Below are 15,112 nucleotides of genomic sequence, written 5' to 3' on the forward strand. Positions count from 1 at the left end.
ATGGTTCGAGCTGGCGGTATTGATCTGGGCGGCACCAAAATCGAGGCAACCGCTTTTGATAGTGATTGGGCGGTGGTTGAAACCAAACGCATCCCAACTCCTCAGGATTCCTACGAAAATCTGGTTGACGCTCTCTGCGAGATGGTCGTGTGGCTGGAAGAAACCGCAGGCTCAAAAGGTTTGCCGGTTGGCGTCGGTATTCCCGGCTTCCATTCCAAACGAACCGGCAAGTTCCTCACCGCCAACCTGCTGGCCTCAGGCCGCACCGTCCATCAGGACCTGATCGACAAGTTGGGCAGGGCCGTCGCGTTCGAAAACGACTGCAACTGCTTTGCCCTCTCTGAAGCCATGCTCGGCGCTGGGCGCAGCTACGCCAGTGTCTTCGGCCTGATCATCGGCACAGGCGTCGGCGGAGGCTATTGCTCCAACGGCACGTTGATCTCGGGTCTGAATGGGGCTGCTGGAGAATACGGTCACCTCGGCATTCCCTACATGACCATGAAGGAACTCGGGCTTGACGGCATCCAATGCGGCTGTGGTCGCACCGGCTGCTTTGAGACTTATCTGGCTGGCCCCGGAATGCGCCGCCTCGCCAAACATGTCACCGGCAAAGACGCCGATGCGAAGACCATCACCACGGCAGCCGCTGCTGGTGATCCGCAGATGCAGGAAGTCATGCGCATGTGGGCCCGCATTGCGGCTGAACTGGTTGCGGCGCTTCAATGCACGGTGGACCCGGACTGCATTGTGCTCGGCGGTGGCCTTTCCAAGATCCCGAACATCGACCGCCTCATTGCGCAAGCTCTGCCCGGCCATTTGCTGGACCAGACCGAGCCGCCGGAGATCCGCGTTGCAGAATACGGTGACAGCAGTGGCACACGTGGGGCGGCGCTTGCTGCTGTCCAAAACTATCAAATACTGGAGGAGCCGTCATGAGCAACCCTTTGCTTGAGGTGATCACTGCCAACCGTGCAGGCGCCAGAGCCGCGCTTCCCTCCATCTGCTCCGCTCAGCCTGATGTCATCCTTGCCTCCGCTCTGCTCGCAGCAGAAAAAGGCACGACCCTGCTGCTGGAAGCGACCAGCAACCAAGTCAATCAGGACGGCGGCTACACAGGCATGAAGCCAGCCGACTTTGTCAGCTACGTCAAAAGCATTTGCGCCACTGCCGGATTGCCGGAGGACGCGCTCGTCCTCGGCGGCGACCATCTCGGCCCGCAAGCCTGGCGCTCCATGCCAGCTGATCAGGCCATGGCAAAAGCCAAAGAGCTGATGAAAGCCTATGTGCAGGCAGGCTTCACCAAAATCCATCTGGACTGCTCCGAAGGGTGCGCAGGCGAAGAGGCTCAGGTCGGTGATGAACTCAGCGCCAGCCGTGCTGCGCAATTGGCTGCTGTTTGCGAAGAATATGCACCAGACCCAAGCCGTCTCAGTTACATCGTCGGTACGGAAGTTCCTCCTCCCGGAGGCGCGCGTGAAGAAGGCGAGGCTCATAGCATTGAGCCAACCCCACCCGCGCGTGCCTCCCGTACCTTGCAAATGCATTTTGAGAAGTTCGACGAGTTGGGTCTGCAGGATGCAAAAGGCCGTATCTGCGGCCTTGTCGTGCAGCCGGGCGTGGAGTTCTCACCCTTCCACATCGATCATCTACCCGCTGATGACGGCAAGGCCCTGCGAGCAGCGCTTGACCCGTTCCAGAACGTTGTGTTCGAAGCGCACAGCACCGATTACCAGCTGGACAGCGCGTTCCCACGCCTCGCCAACATGGGTTTTGCGATCCTGAAAGTCGGCCCTGCGCTCACCTTCGCCTACAGGCAGGCCATCTATGGACTGGACCAGATGCTGGATTGGCTGGAAGAGGACAAACGAACAGCGCCAAAAATCTCAAAGATTCTGGAAGCTGAAATGCTGTCAGAGCCCAAGTACTGGCGCTCCCACTATCAGGGATCGGATCAGGAACTGCGCTTGCTGCGCCACTTCAGTTATGCAGATCGCATTCGGTATTACTGGCCTCAGGAGAAGGTACAGGATGCCCTTAAGGCACTCTTTGCTGCCCTCCAAACCCATGAGATTCCAAAGGTACTGCAGCTTCAACTGTTTGCATCTCGCACTGTTGAACGAGCACGGGCTTTGCAGCGCCATGGTTTTGGCATAGAGAAGGCGCTGGTGATTGCTGAAATCCAGCAGGCACTGGACCCATATTTCTTTGAGAGAGTTGAGACACCTCAGCTTGAGGAGGCTCTATGAGCACCGCATCGGGCAACCAAGACATCTGGCTGTGTCCAGATCAGCTGTTTGACGGCCAGAACCTGCTGACCGATACCGCCATTCATCTCGTGGATGGCCAATGCACAGGCTTGTCTTCAGCAGACCAGTTGCCCGTCGATGCGACCGTGAAAAAGCTCTCTGGCCTCATCACACCGGGTTTCTTTGATATCCAGATCAACGGCGGCGGCGGTGTTCTTTACAACACCTCTCCATCACCCGAAGGTCTGGCTGCCATTGCAGCGGCGCACCGCCAATTTGGTACCACAGCCTTGCTGCCTACAGTCATCACCGACGCGCCAAATGTGCTGGAGGAAGCCGTTGAGGCCATGAAGGATGCTTACGGCACCCATGGCATCAAAGGCATTCACATAGAAGGCCCGCACATCAGTGTGGAACGCAAAGGCACCCACGAAGCCAGCTGGGTCCGTCCACTCAACGAGCGCAGTTTACAACTGGTCCGCGATCTGCGAGATCGGGACATCCCGGTCCTCATGACGGTCGCACCAGAAGGCGTTGCCAAAGGTGACGTTGCCAGACTGGTCGAGATGGGCGCAGTTGTCTCTATCGGCCATACTGATGCAGGCGCAGCGCAGATCAAACCAGTTCTGGAAGAAGGCGCAAACCTCTTCACACACCTGTTCAACGGCATGTCCCAGATGGTCAACCGAGAGCCCGGTGCAGTTGGAACAGGCATCAACAGCACCGCCTATTGCTCGCTGATCGTAGACGGGCATCACGTTGCCGATGACATGCTCCGCCTCGCCATACGCGCACGGCCTGTCAAAGATCATATGATCATCATCAGTGATGCGATGCCAACTGTTGGCGGACCGGAAAACTTCAACCTTTACGGTCATCAGGTTTATCTGGAAGACGGCAAGCTCATTAACAAAGCCGGGTCTCTGGCAGGGGCGCACGTCACCATGCTGGAGTCTGTTGCGCGCATGATAACTGAGCTTCAGTTCCCGGCTGAAGAAGTGCTGCGCATGAGCCTGTCCAACCCGGCTGCCCTGATGGGACTTCAACAGTCCGTGGCCTCTCTGCAAAACACTGACTTGGCCGATATGCTGTTGCTCGCACCGGACTATAAATCCTTCTCATTCCTCTCGCATATGCTCTAGTTTGCTGCGAGAGGAGCTGCTGTCTCACCGCTCGCGAAATGCTTCCGCTTTCACCTTGAGCAGTGGTTTGGCGAGATAGTTCAGCACGCTTTTCTCACCGGTCAGAATATCAATGCTCGCAGTCATGCCCGGCGTGATGGGCAACGGATTTTGCTCTGATCCCAGATGGTTTTGCTTGGTCCGCACAATCACCTTGAAGAATGCTTGCCCCCGCTCGTCCTCTGATGTGTCCGGACTGATCCGCTCCAACACCCCATCCAATCCGCCATAGATAGAATAATCATAGGCCGTGATCTTCACGCTCACATCCTGGCCCGGATGCAGGAAGGCCACATGTTGCGGTTGGATTTTTGCTGCAATCAGCAATGTGTCTTCCAGTGGGACAATCTCAATCAGTGGCTCGCCAGTCTGAACCACCGCACCAATGGTACTGACATTAAGTTTGTTGATCACCCCACGCACCGGTGCCACCAACGCACTGCGATGCACCCGATCCTCCGCCCCGCGCAACCGCTCTTCAATCACAGCAAGTTCCGCTTTGGTCGCCACCAGATCCGATTGTGCTTGAGAGGCAAACGTCGTTTGCGCGGAAGCTACCTTCTGTAGAACTTCTTCTTTGGCAGAGCGGGCACTTGCAAGAGAAGCCTCCAGCATCTGCCGCTCCCCCTCCAGAGTTGTGTACTGCCGCTTGAGCCGCAAAAACTCGATCTCTGGCAGGACACCACGTTTATAGAGCTGCTGGTTGATCTCCAGTTCCCGCGCAATGATGGTAAGATTGGCGCTGAGCATCTGTGCCTCAGCTTCAAGTTGCTTCAGATCCTGCTCTTTCTGGCTGAATTGACTGCGAAGCACGGCAACTTCCGCAGCAAGTTGCTCTTTGCGAGCCTTATAAACCGCCAGCTCTCGCTGTAAGAACGCGGCAATGTCGGTAGGCGTGTTTGAAAGATCAAGCGCCAGATTTGCCTGACGGGCCTCAGCGGTCAACCGTGCAAGACGAGCCTGCAACGCATATTTCTTCTGCAGTAGCTCCCCTAATTGAGAGGCAAAGCCGGTATTATCCAACTTCACCAGAACCGCGCCTTGCTCAACGATTTCGCCTTCATAGAACAACACCTCAGAGACAATCCCGCGTTCTGGAGCTTGCACAATCTGCATCTGACGGGAAGGGATGATGCGTCCATTGCCTCGTGTGACTTCTTCCACATGGGCAAATGCAGACCAGACGAACAACAGCAGCATAATTGCGGCACATGTGAAGATCAGAATTCTGGACTGCTTTTGGCTGTGAAACTCTGGCAAATGCAGCGGTGTAACGGGAAGCGACCAGCCCTTCATGCTCTCAGCCTTTCTTCAATCGGAACCTGCGCAGGCTGTGGCACTTCATGCAGACGCGGTTGCTGCATGGATTGCTTCACTTCCTCGCTTGGCCCATCTGCAATGATGCGGCCCTGATCCAGAGCGATCAGCCGATTGGTGAGCTTCAGGAGGGAAGGGCGGTGTGTGCTGATAATGAGTGTCAGAGAACCGTTGTTATAGCGCCGCAAGCCACGCAACAAACGCTGCTCAGCGGAAAGGTCCAGCTGACTGGAAGGTTCATCCAGAAACAGGATCTTAGGTTTACGCAAAAGAACACGAGCCAAGGCCACACATTGCCGCTGCCCACCAGAAAGAGCAGCCCCGTTTTCCCCCACAATCAGATTATAACCAGTTGGATGCCTGTTCACGAGACTATGTAGCCCCGTTACATGGCAAACTTCCTCAATCTCCTCGTTGGAAAGGTGTGGCAACCCAAGGCAAAGGTTGTCTCTCAACGTGCCTTGAAACAACGTGTTGTCCTGAGACAGATACCCAACAAAATGGCGCAGGTCTGATGGATCAAACTGGCGCGTATCAATTCCATCAATGAGAACAGCACCCTCAGAAGGATACCGAAGCCCGCTCATCAGTCGTCCCACGGTCGATTTTCCTGACCCGACACACCCAACCAGCCCAATCGTATCTCCCGGCTCAATCGAGAAATTGCAGTGGGTCAGGCTGGCTTTCTCACTGAGGGGATAAGAGAAGCTGACATTTTGAAACTGAACCTCACCACGGCAGCACCGCAGGTTTGCAGTAGCTTTTCCTGTCTTGCGTTCTGTTGGCTGGTTTAGGAGATCTCCAAGCTGACGATAGCTGTGCAGGACTTGACGAAACCGGACCAACGCATTGGCGATAGAAGAGATTGGCGCCAACACACGGGATGACAGCATCATCGCAGCAATGAGGCCACCCATGTTCACAGCACCTGCCTCAACCTGATAGACGCCCCAGACAATAATCAGCACCGACACCATGCCTTGCACATGCCCTGTTCCCACCATCGCCAGATTGGACCAGTGACGGCTCTGCAACAGGATCTCGCTGCTGCGCTCAACAGACTGCTCCCAGCGGGATTGCATGTGGGCTTCTGCATTGAGGGCACGCACAGTCTCATGCCCGCCCAATGTCTCCATCAAAATGTTCTGCCGCTTGTTCCCCTCAAGGCTTGAAGCTTGAACGGTTTGCTCCAAAGGCAATTGAGCCGCCAGATTAAGCAGGCAAACCACGGGCACAGCAAGCAGGGGAATCCAGGCGATAGGGCCAACGATGAAAAACAGGATGCAGATGAAAAGCCCGACAAAGCAAAAATCCAGCAGGGCGATTAACGCTGTTGAGCTGAAGAATTCTCGGAGTTTCTCATAGTCATGAACAGTCCCGGCATACTCACCGGCACTCTTGGTTTTGGCAGAAAAGTCAATGTTCTGCACATGAGAGAAAATCTTGGAAGCCAGCCGCTGATCTGCCTTTTTACCAAGGCTGTTGAGGATGGATGATCGCGCCACCTTCAGCAAACTATCTCCCGCCAGTGCCAACGCCACGCCAATCGTCAGAGCCCATAGCGACGCCACAGCGAAGTTGGGCAGGATGCGGTCATAGACATTCATGATGAACAAGGGGGAAGCGAGGGCAAGGCAGTTGATCAGCAATGTCCCGAACGCAACATTGCCATAGTCAGGCCAGAACCGTGTGAACTCGGACCAGAACCAATGCTTGTTGTCTTGATGAACCTGCCCACTGCTGTCGCGTGCATGAAGAGATGAAAACAAGATCGCATACCCGGAGTATGCCCGTTGCAAAATATCCAAGCTGAGATACTGCGGTCTTTCCAAATCTAAGGGGTCCAGCAGTTTTGCCTGCCGTGTGGCAGCGTCATAACCCACCAGCAGGCGCAAGGCTTTGTCATGAAACACCAACAGGCACGGAAGGCTGCTACTGGAGATCTTGCTAAGAGCAAGCTGTTGCTTGTTGGCGTGTAACCCGCAATTCTCTGAGGCTTTTTCAACTTGAGAGAATTGTAACCGCCCATTGATCAGCGGAAGCCCGGCAGTCACCGCAGTTTTACTGAGGAAATTCCCATGGGCGCGGGAGACATAAGCGACGCTTTCAAGCAGGGCGTCCAGCACCTCATGCATTGGATGGCTACCTTCCTCAGAATTGAGGGCATGAGGGCTGGACAAGCGAAAATCACTCACGGCGTGTTCCCTTGATTTATGACAGTAATCGCAGTTTCAATTATTTGTTTTTCGAGGGGCCACGCTTTGTTTGATATTCTTGCGAGAAGCAGAAAGATTAGGAGATACAACGCATTACAGGTATCAAGTAATCTCTCAGTTCCCGCTAAGAAGTTTCGGTGTTCTTGTGGGATCTAAGAAAACACCCTGAGTAAAATGTGGCAATCTCGGGAACTTGTACTGTCAAATAAAGGGGCAAAAATAGCAGGAGTGTATTTGCCAAGGCATTCGCTATAAGATCAGCGCCTTAAAATTCTGATTGTTCGGAATCGCAAGTTTCCCAATGAACACAGCATTTCCCTCCAAACCAACATATCCAAAAGTTTGAGAGTGAGCGTGTGTACGAAAGGGGATAGTGGGATAATTTCCCCTACGGCAAGTTATCCCATGCATTCTTAGGGGTAAAACGCGAGACCCGTGAGGTTTAGCACCCAGAAGCTCTCAATCACAATAGCTTAGGCAGTTTCTCGGCTAAAAAGTCAAAAAGAAGCTTTATGCGTGGAATTTGTTTGAGAGTATGCGGCGAAGCCAGCCAGACGGGCAAAGCAGGCAATGGATCCTCCAAATCGAGGCGTACAAGGCTGTCATCCTCCAGGCCGATTCCGATCTGACCGAGTCCAACACCACATCCGGCACGCACCAATTCCCAATAAGCCACCCTGTCATCACAGCGCACACTAAAGAAGTCCCGATTGACGTTCAGGCCAGCTTCCCGCATCCCGCGTAGGATCAGGTCAGATTGGTCATAGCCGATCCAGTCCAGCGCAAACAGCTCCTCTCGCGTTGTCGGCATACCAACCCGCTCAATAAACGTGCGGCTTGCAAATAACCCCAGCGGTGTCTCACCAATCTTCTTAGCAACGATGTCCAGCTGTGTCGGAGTAAACATGCGCACCGCGATGTCAGCTTCCTGAAACAACAGATTTTGCGCATCGTCAGAGGGGAGGAGGTCAATCTGGATCTCAGAATAGCTCTGCCGAAACTCGGCGATCAGCTTTGGCAACACGTAGTTAGAAATCACCTGACTGGCCGTGACGCGCACAGGCCCAGCAAACCCGCTTTGCTTGCGCTCTTCTGCATGAAGCAGAAACTGTGCTGCTGCTGAATGCATAGCCTTGGCGTGTGGCAGCAATGCTTGGCCATCTTCAGTCAAGCCAAGCCCGCGTTGATGACGGTAGAACAAGGAGACGCCCAGCTCCACCTCAATCGCCTTCACTTGCCGCCCGATTGTCGGCTGGCTCTGGTTCATCTGCTTGGCTGCAGCCGAAAGACTGCCCGTCTCCGCAACGACCACAAAAACACCGATCAAATCCCAGGAAAGATGATGTAGTCTACTATTCATAATTGAATATCATATCTGCAATTCATTCGAATTTACATAGTAAATGAAGCGCCTACTATCTTGCGTAAAGCGTATTCCCGAAAAGTAGTGCCGGTCTTCGGCTAAGAATACGCAATTTAGAAAAGTGTGTTGGACAGGAGCGGTCATGAGACCTGTAGCTTTGATTTTAGGTGCCTCTGGCAGATTTTCAAAAAATATGATTGAGCAGTTGAAAGCTGCTGGCTGGGAAACCCGAGCCTTTGATCGTGCTAATCAAGATATGAAAAAGGCGGCAGAAGGCGTTGATGTCATCGTGAATGGTGCAAACCCGCAATACCCGCAATGGAAGCGGGATGTGCTTCCGTTTACCCACCAAGTGATAGAAGCAGCCAAACATGCCAATGCCACGGTTGTCATCCCGGGAAACAACTACTGCTTTGGCCCAGGCATGCACTCACCCATCGGCCTGCAAACACCCCACAATGCAACCAATGAGCTGGGCGTGATCAGAATAGAACTGGAACGCCTTTACAAGACATCAGGCGTTCGGACTATTCTGCTCAGAGCTGGAGATTTCATCGACACCTCCGCCAGCGGCAACTGGTTTGATCTGATCATGACCACCAGGTTGGAGAAGGGAAAGCTCATCTATCCCGGCAAAACCGATGTTCCTCATGCCTGGGCCTATCTACCGGATATGGCACGTGCTGCCGTTCAACTGCTGGAAATGCGAGATCAGTTGAACGCTTATGAAGACATCTCCTTCCCCGGTTACACTTGGACGGGCAACGAACTCAGCAAAACGCTCACCACTGTCACCAAACAGAATGTGACCATCAAACAGTTCAGCTGGTGGATGATCCGCCTGAGCCAGCCTTTCTGGTCCTTGGCAAAACACCTTTTGGAGATGCGATATCTCTGGGATACCCCGCACTGGATGGACACCATCCGCTTTGACGAACTGCTACCTGACTTTGAAGCAACGCCAGAGCAGGAAGCCCTGAAGCATGCGATCGGTCACTTACCTGCCTTCCAGCTGAGCAAACTGATCCTGACGAGGCAGCACAAAAGTGCAGCATGAGAATTTGCCTGATGTGGCCTCCAAGAGTTTACATAGGCAAAGCCGACAGGATATAACTAAGCAGTCCAATCCGATATATTATGCGGCGTTTGCCTCTTTGAATTTTGGAGTGCTCTTTGACCTTTAAACTTGGAATTTTGGAAGTTGGCCGACCACCCGAAAACCTGAGCAAGACATTCGGTGATTACCCGTCAATGTTCGAAACGCTCCTGAAGGATCAGGGGGGCAACTGGCATTACATGTCTTACCCTGTAGTGGATGGCCAACTGCCTCAAAACGTTCATGACTGCGATGGCTGGCTGATCACGGGCTCCAAGCACGGTGTCTATGATGATCTTGAGTGGATCGACCGGCTTAAGACCTTTCTGAAAACAGCCTATGATGAGCACGTGCCAATTGTCGGCATTTGCTTCGGACATCAGATCCTTGCAGAAGCGCTGGGCGGCAAGGCTGAAAAGTCCAACAAAGGTTGGGGCTGCGGGGTCTTCACCTACTATGTTCTGGAAAATCCCAATTGGGTGCCAGAGGGGCTGACCAGTTTCTCCATTGAAGCTTATCATCAGGATCAGGTGACAAAACTGCCAGCAGATGGAGAGGTTATCGCGTCCTCAGATTTCTGCGAGTTTGCAGCGATTGATTACAAGGGCAGGGCACTCACCCTACAAGGGCATCCTGAGTTTAATAAAGACTACTCTGTCGCCCTGTTTAAAGAACGCCGCGGTGACACACTGCCTGAAGACATTGCCGATCATGCAATCGCCTCCTCGGAAGCGCCCATGCAGATTGGCGAGGTCGCACACATGATCGTAAACTTCATTCAGCAGGCAGCAGTGAAAGAAAAGCAAGAAGGGCACTAACTCCTGTCCTGCAGCGTTTCAGAGGCTCGGGTATAGGCCCTGAGCCTCCTCAGGGATGTACATGGCTATTTCGCAAGGTTTTCTTCACGCCAATGATAAGGCAGGCCAATACCCAGCCTCCTACTACGCTGCGACAGCAAACAAGCAACTCTCCTTTCCAACGCTGGAAGGTGAGCATACCTGCGATGTTTGCGTCATCGGCGCTGGCTATACGGGCCTGTCTTCTGCGTTGCATTTGGCTGAACGTGGTTACAAAGTCCATCTTCTCGACGCGCACCGTGTTGGATGGGGAGCCTCAGGCCGCAACGGCGGTCAACTCGGCAGTGGCCAGCGGAAAGATCAGGACGAGCTGGAAAGCCTTGTTGGTCTTGTACGCGCCAAAGAACTCTGGGGCCTTGCTGAAACCGCCAAGTCCCTGACGAAAGACCTCATCGCCAAATACCAGATTCAGTGTGATCTGAAACCGGGTATCCTCCACGCAGATCACAAACAAAGCTATGTAAATCACAGTAAGGCCTATGCTGAAAAGCTGGCAAACAAATACGGTTACGAAGAAATTCGCTTCGTAGACTCTGCTGAAATTCAAGAGATGCTTGATACAACGGCGTATCACGGCGGCACGCTGGATATGGGGGCAGCTCACCTGCACCCGTTCAACTTCGCGCTGGGTCTTGCTCAAGCCTGCCAGAATGCGGGCGTGCAGATCTTTGAAAATTCTGAGGTGTTGGAGATTGAAAAGGGTGAGCCAGCCAGGTTGAAACTCGCCAATGGACAAGTCACTGCCCGCTACGTGGTCTTTGCCTGCAACGGTTATATTGATAGCCTTGAAAAGCGCGTTGCAGCGCGGGTTATGCCCATCAACAATTACATCATTGCCACCGAACCACTGGGAGACGATCTGGCCCGCTCGCTGATCGCCAATGATGTAGCCGTGGCAGACTCGCGCTTCGTGATCAACTACTACCGTCTGTCAGCAGACAACCGTCTCTTGTTTGGGGGAGGGGAAAGCTACAGCTTCCAGTTCCCGCAGGATATAAAGGCTTTCGTCCGCAAACCTATGCTGCGGGTCTACCCGCAGCTCAAGGACGTACCCATCGAATACGGCTGGGGCGGAACACTAGGCATTACGCTCAACCGCATGCCATATTTCGCAAAACTCGCCCCCAACATGCTCAACGCCAGCGGCTTCTCTGGTCATGGTGTCGCTATGGCAACACTGGCAGGTCAGCTCATGGCAGAAGCGATCGACGGGCAAGCCAGCCGGTTTGACGTCCTGGAAAAAGTCCCAACCCACGTCTTCCCCGGTGGTCGCCATTTACGATGGCCCCTGATGGTCCTCGGCATGCTCTACTACAGCCTGCGGGACAGGCTTTAAGAGCAAGTTCAGACCGGTATGAAGACCTCTCGCACTGATGAGCTTCTGACGGTTTCAGCACCATCTGCTTCACCAAGAGCTCGGTATTGATGGGTGTCGCCGGAGAACACTTTGCCGAGGCCGTGGTATCCGGAAACTTCAGGTTGTTCGAAGCCAGCCTTTCTTAGATCATTCGCCAAGGACTGAGCAAAGGATTGCTCTCGCTCAACTTCAAAGAACAGGAAGCTCGTCGTTTTTGTTTCGGATGCGGCCTTCAAATCTTTAGGCGCAAAAGATTTGGGTATTCGGGCATCAGCGCTGAAACAGGATGTGACGCGAATGTCCGAGAAGGATTTGTCCAACCCTCCTTGAGCAAGTTGCTTTGCTATGTCTTTCGACCACGCGACTTCCCAGCCTTTCTCCTCAGAACCTGTCTTTGAGGTGATGCCATCTTCGCCCTGCCGCCCATGTCCTGCAACATAAAGCTTATCTTCTTCTCTTTTCAGATTTCCGAGAATTCCGGTCTCTTCATTACTGATAAGCTTCACACGCAGCAGAGCATCTGCCCGCCATGCATGATCACTCGCAGCCTTCAGCATATCTTCAAATTTCGTCGGCCCAACCGTGGTTATGAAGCCTGTTTCTGAAAGATCATTCGCTGCCATGTAAGAGTTAAAGCCAGAGGCAAGATCGCCAGCCTCTTTATAGTTCTGCTCAGCAAGTTCATGCTTGAGTGCTTCAAACCTCGCCTTGTCAGCGTTGGTTGCGACAATGAGAGGGCGCAGTTATTTGCTCGCGGTGAAGCGTGATAAGTTGGTACCAGAAACCATTTTGAGGACATCATCAGAGACGAACGGCGCATAGAAATATCCGGTTTTGTTGTCTTTTGCAGGTTTTGGATCTGGCCTCTGCTGAAAGATGTCTTGAGTTTCCACAGCGCGAACATCAGACGTGTTTTGTACCTGTTCACTGGAGGAGGAGATCGGTGATGAGGCTAAATTCGAAATAGGCATGGGGCACCAATGTTATAAATTAGATACCAACCATAGATGCCTACTTATGCGTGTACTGTGATATTTAAGGCATCCTGCATGTGGCGATGGGGCCAGTAAAGACATTCAGGTCTTTAAGTTATGTGATTGGCGTTTTGCCTTAAAGGACTGAGCGTCTTGCATTTATTCTTGGCAGTATGTCGTGAGTGCTCAGCTCTTCTCCAGCTCTTGCTCCATTTCAGGTTTGTCCAGATACAGCCGTTGCTGCTGATAAAGCTTGCCGTCAACTTCCACCAGCAATCCTTGCCTGCGCAGCGAGGCCACATATTTTGCCATGCCCCGTCGGCCTTTCTTCTCAAAGAACGGCAAAATGCGCGGCATCATATTGGGCAGCACCATGGCCAGTCGTGTCAGCCAGGCGTCACTGGCTTTTGGGTAACGCTCCAGACATGGCTTTTCCAGATGCTTCACGAACTGATCAGCTACCACGCTCGGTGACTGCGGCTCATCAATGAAGTTGAGTACGCTGCCACCTTCCAACGCTTCCTGGCGCAACATGTAGGTGTCCGTGGCTGTCGGTAAAACGCAGCTCACCTTGATACCGTGCAAGTCTTTATCCAGTGCAAAGGAAAGCATGGCCCCGCGTAGGCCAAACTTGGTTGCCGCATAAATCGGGGTTTCCCGAAGTGGCTGGATGCCGCCAAGCGAAGTGGTTGTGATGATGCGTGGATCATCACCTTTCAGCAGATAAGGCACCGCCAATCGGCTCAAGACCAACGGGGAGATCATGTTGATGGTGATCTCTTCTTCTATGCTTTCTGGCGTCCGTTCATGAAACCGATCCACTTTGGTGATCGCCATGTTGTTGATCAGCACATCCAAAACACCAAAGTTCTCCTCCACCTCGCGTAAAAGCCGGGTCATCTCCTCGCGTTGTGTCAGATCTCCTTCGAAGACATGCACCCGCAAACTGTCCAATTGGGCCTGAAGCTCCCGCGCGGCACGTCCATTCTTGTCTGCCAGAACAAGATTCATCCCTCGCTCGTGCAGGCGTTTGGCGATGTGCCCGGCGATGTCACCACCACCACCGGTTATCACCGCAGTACGTCCCTGAAAACGATAGGTGGTCATGCAGCCACCTCCGCTTTCTTCGGGCTCGACGAACCCTTTGGCTTAGGCGCAGCCCGCTTGAAGCGAATATCCTCCGGGAAGGTCCAGCCCATCCGCTTGTAAAGCTTCTTCACATACTTGGTGTGCGCTGTGGCATCACAATAACCCGCATGCCGGGCTGTCTTCAAAAAGTGGATGCCACCAGAAAGATCCGGTGTTTCACTGCGGATGATCGCGTCCAATTGGCTGGCACGAGATGGATTGTCTTGCTGGTCCTTCAGATAGTTGGCAACCAGTCCAGCCATATAGTCAAACCGCTTGTAGGCGCCCGAGTTGGTCTCGATATAGCTGATGCCAAACAGGTTTTTGTGCTCGCGGGAGGCTGCCTGAATAAACATCTTGGGCCGCCCACCCTCATAGCTAAAATACTCACCCGCAAAGTCCAGCTGCTGGTTGAACCCGGTCGCGCACAGGATCAGGTCAATCTCCTCCCGGCTGCCATCTTTAAACACCACGTGTGTGCCATCCAGTCGGTCCACATCCGGCTTCACCGTCACATCCCCATGCTGCAGCGAATGCACCAGTTGAGTGTTGAGCAGCGGATGCGTCTCAAACAGCTTATGATCCGGCTTGGGAATGCCGAACCGCTGCAAAGTGCCGTTAAACATACGCAGCAACAGCGTGAAGAACGGGCGGATCATCCAGACAGGCAGATCAGGGCCACCGTCAGCAAACACGTCCGCAGGCATGCCAAACACATGCTTGGGAATGATGTAATAGCCGCGCCGCATGGAGATGAAGGTCTTCTCTCCTAAAACACCCGCATCACAGGCAATATCACAGCCAGAATTGCCCGCTCCAATCACCAGCACACGTTTACCGTCAAACTCACGAATGTTCTTGTAAGTCTGGCTATGGCGGATCTCACCATCAAAGGAGCCTTGCAGCTCCGGCATGTTGGCCTGCCATTGCGAGCCCGTAGCGCAGACCACAGCCTTATACTCGCGGCACTCCCCGTTGGAGAGATGAACCTGCCAGCGATCCTTCTCAGTCTTGGTCAGTTTTTCGATCTTGGTTGAGAAGGTAATCTTCTCACGCAGCCCATAAGCCTCAGCGAAGTCGTGCAGGTACTTCAGGATCTCGGTGTGCTTGGGATAATCTGCGAAATGGTCTGGCATCGGAAAATCCGCAAAGCCAGACAAGCTGCGAGAGCTGATAAAATGCGTGCTCTCATAAATGGCTGTGCCATCGTGTTTGATGTCCCAGAGACCACCCACATCCGGGTTTGGGTCAAATTGATCCCATTCAATGCCGTTGTGCTGTAATGCGCGGGCCATCACAAGCCCCGCCGGGCCTGCACCAGCAATGCAAACCGCGTCACCCCTATCTATAATCTCCACCGTTCCCTCCCCGAACTGT

At 53.4% G+C, this 15,112-nt stretch carries 13 protein-coding genes; 6 read left to right on the plus strand and 7 right to left on the minus strand.

The window, feature by feature from the left end; genetic code table 11:
- Genes PsAD37_RS06055 through nagA form a run of 3 tightly spaced genes read left to right on the plus strand, consistent with a single transcriptional unit; the run spans window position 1 to window position 3,388 of the window.
- The gene (locus PsAD37_RS06055; protein WP_063295384.1) at window positions 1-936 is read left to right on the plus strand and encodes an ROK family protein; all 936 of its coding nucleotides are present in this window, start codon (window positions 1-3) and stop codon (window positions 934-936) included.
- Entirely contained in the window at window positions 933-2,246 is a 1,314-nt protein-coding gene (locus tag PsAD37_RS06060; protein WP_063295385.1) for a class II D-tagatose-bisphosphate aldolase non-catalytic subunit, read from the plus strand. Before PsAD37_RS06055 ends, PsAD37_RS06060 begins: the two co-directional genes overlap by 4 nt.
- Window positions 2,243-3,388 (plus strand): N-acetylglucosamine-6-phosphate deacetylase, encoded by a 1,146-nt coding sequence (gene nagA, locus PsAD37_RS06065; RefSeq protein WP_063295386.1) that lies wholly within the window; start codon window positions 2,243-2,245, stop codon window positions 3,386-3,388. The genes PsAD37_RS06060 and nagA overlap by 4 nt, the downstream gene beginning before the upstream one ends.
- 24 nt (window positions 3,389-3,412) lie before the next feature.
- Here the strand turns inward: nagA and PsAD37_RS06070 are convergent, their stop codons facing one another.
- The 3 genes from PsAD37_RS06070 to PsAD37_RS06080 form a co-directional block, all read right to left on the minus strand.
- Window positions 3,413-4,723 carry an HlyD family type I secretion periplasmic adaptor subunit gene (locus PsAD37_RS06070; protein ID WP_063295387.1) on the minus strand — a complete coding sequence of 437 codons (1,311 nt, stop codon included), beginning with the start codon at window positions 4,721-4,723 and terminating at the stop codon, window positions 3,413-3,415.
- Window positions 4,720-6,939 (minus strand): type I secretion system permease/ATPase, encoded by a 2,220-nt coding sequence (locus PsAD37_RS06075; RefSeq protein WP_208991725.1) that lies wholly within the window; start codon window positions 6,937-6,939, stop codon window positions 4,720-4,722. The genes PsAD37_RS06070 and PsAD37_RS06075 overlap by 4 nt, the downstream gene beginning before the upstream one ends.
- Window positions 6,940-7,423: 484 nt before the next feature.
- On the minus strand, window positions 7,424-8,320 hold the full coding sequence (locus tag PsAD37_RS06080; RefSeq protein WP_063295389.1) for a LysR family transcriptional regulator: 897 nt from the start codon (window positions 8,318-8,320) through the stop codon (window positions 7,424-7,426).
- Window positions 8,321-8,465: 145 nt separating this feature from the next.
- Between PsAD37_RS06080 and PsAD37_RS06085 the strand changes: the two genes are divergently transcribed.
- The 3 genes from PsAD37_RS06085 to PsAD37_RS06095 all read left to right on the plus strand — a co-directional run bounded on the left by PsAD37_RS06085 (window position 8,466) and on the right by PsAD37_RS06095 (window position 11,612).
- Window positions 8,466-9,380, plus strand: coding sequence for a hypothetical protein (locus tag PsAD37_RS06085; RefSeq protein ID WP_063295390.1), 915 nt, complete (start codon window positions 8,466-8,468; stop codon window positions 9,378-9,380).
- Between the two features lie 116 nt (window positions 9,381-9,496).
- Window positions 9,497-10,237, plus strand: coding sequence for a gamma-glutamyl-gamma-aminobutyrate hydrolase family protein (locus tag PsAD37_RS06090; protein ID WP_057463794.1), 741 nt, complete (start codon window positions 9,497-9,499; stop codon window positions 10,235-10,237).
- Between the two features lie 61 nt (window positions 10,238-10,298).
- Window positions 10,299-11,612, plus strand: coding sequence for an FAD-binding oxidoreductase (locus PsAD37_RS06095; RefSeq protein ID WP_084407667.1), 1,314 nt, complete (start codon window positions 10,299-10,301; stop codon window positions 11,610-11,612).
- A gap of 8 nt (window positions 11,613-11,620) precedes the next feature.
- Here the strand turns inward: PsAD37_RS06095 and PsAD37_RS06100 are convergent, their stop codons facing one another.
- The 4 genes from PsAD37_RS06100 to PsAD37_RS06110 form a co-directional block, all read right to left on the minus strand.
- Complete coding sequence (locus tag PsAD37_RS06100; protein WP_063295391.1) at window positions 11,621-12,256, minus strand: hypothetical protein; 636 nt, start codon at window positions 12,254-12,256, stop codon at window positions 11,621-11,623.
- 120 nt (window positions 12,257-12,376) lie between these two features.
- Window positions 12,377-12,604: a hypothetical protein gene (locus PsAD37_RS27980; protein WP_153039680.1), complete on the minus strand. Its 228-nt coding sequence runs from the start codon at window positions 12,602-12,604 to the stop codon at window positions 12,377-12,379.
- Between the two features lie 189 nt (window positions 12,605-12,793).
- Complete coding sequence (locus PsAD37_RS06105) at window positions 12,794-13,714, minus strand: SDR family oxidoreductase (RefSeq protein ID WP_063295392.1); 921 nt, start codon at window positions 13,712-13,714, stop codon at window positions 12,794-12,796.
- Window positions 13,711-15,093 (minus strand): NAD(P)/FAD-dependent oxidoreductase, encoded by a 1,383-nt coding sequence (locus PsAD37_RS06110; protein ID WP_063295393.1) that lies wholly within the window; start codon window positions 15,091-15,093, stop codon window positions 13,711-13,713. Before PsAD37_RS06110 ends, PsAD37_RS06105 begins: the two co-directional genes overlap by 4 nt.
- Between the last annotated feature and the right edge of the window lie 19 nt (window positions 15,094-15,112).

It is taken from the genome of Pseudovibrio sp. Ad37 (genome assembly GCF_001623075.1).
Taxonomy (GTDB): domain Bacteria; phylum Pseudomonadota; class Alphaproteobacteria; order Rhizobiales; family Stappiaceae; genus Pseudovibrio.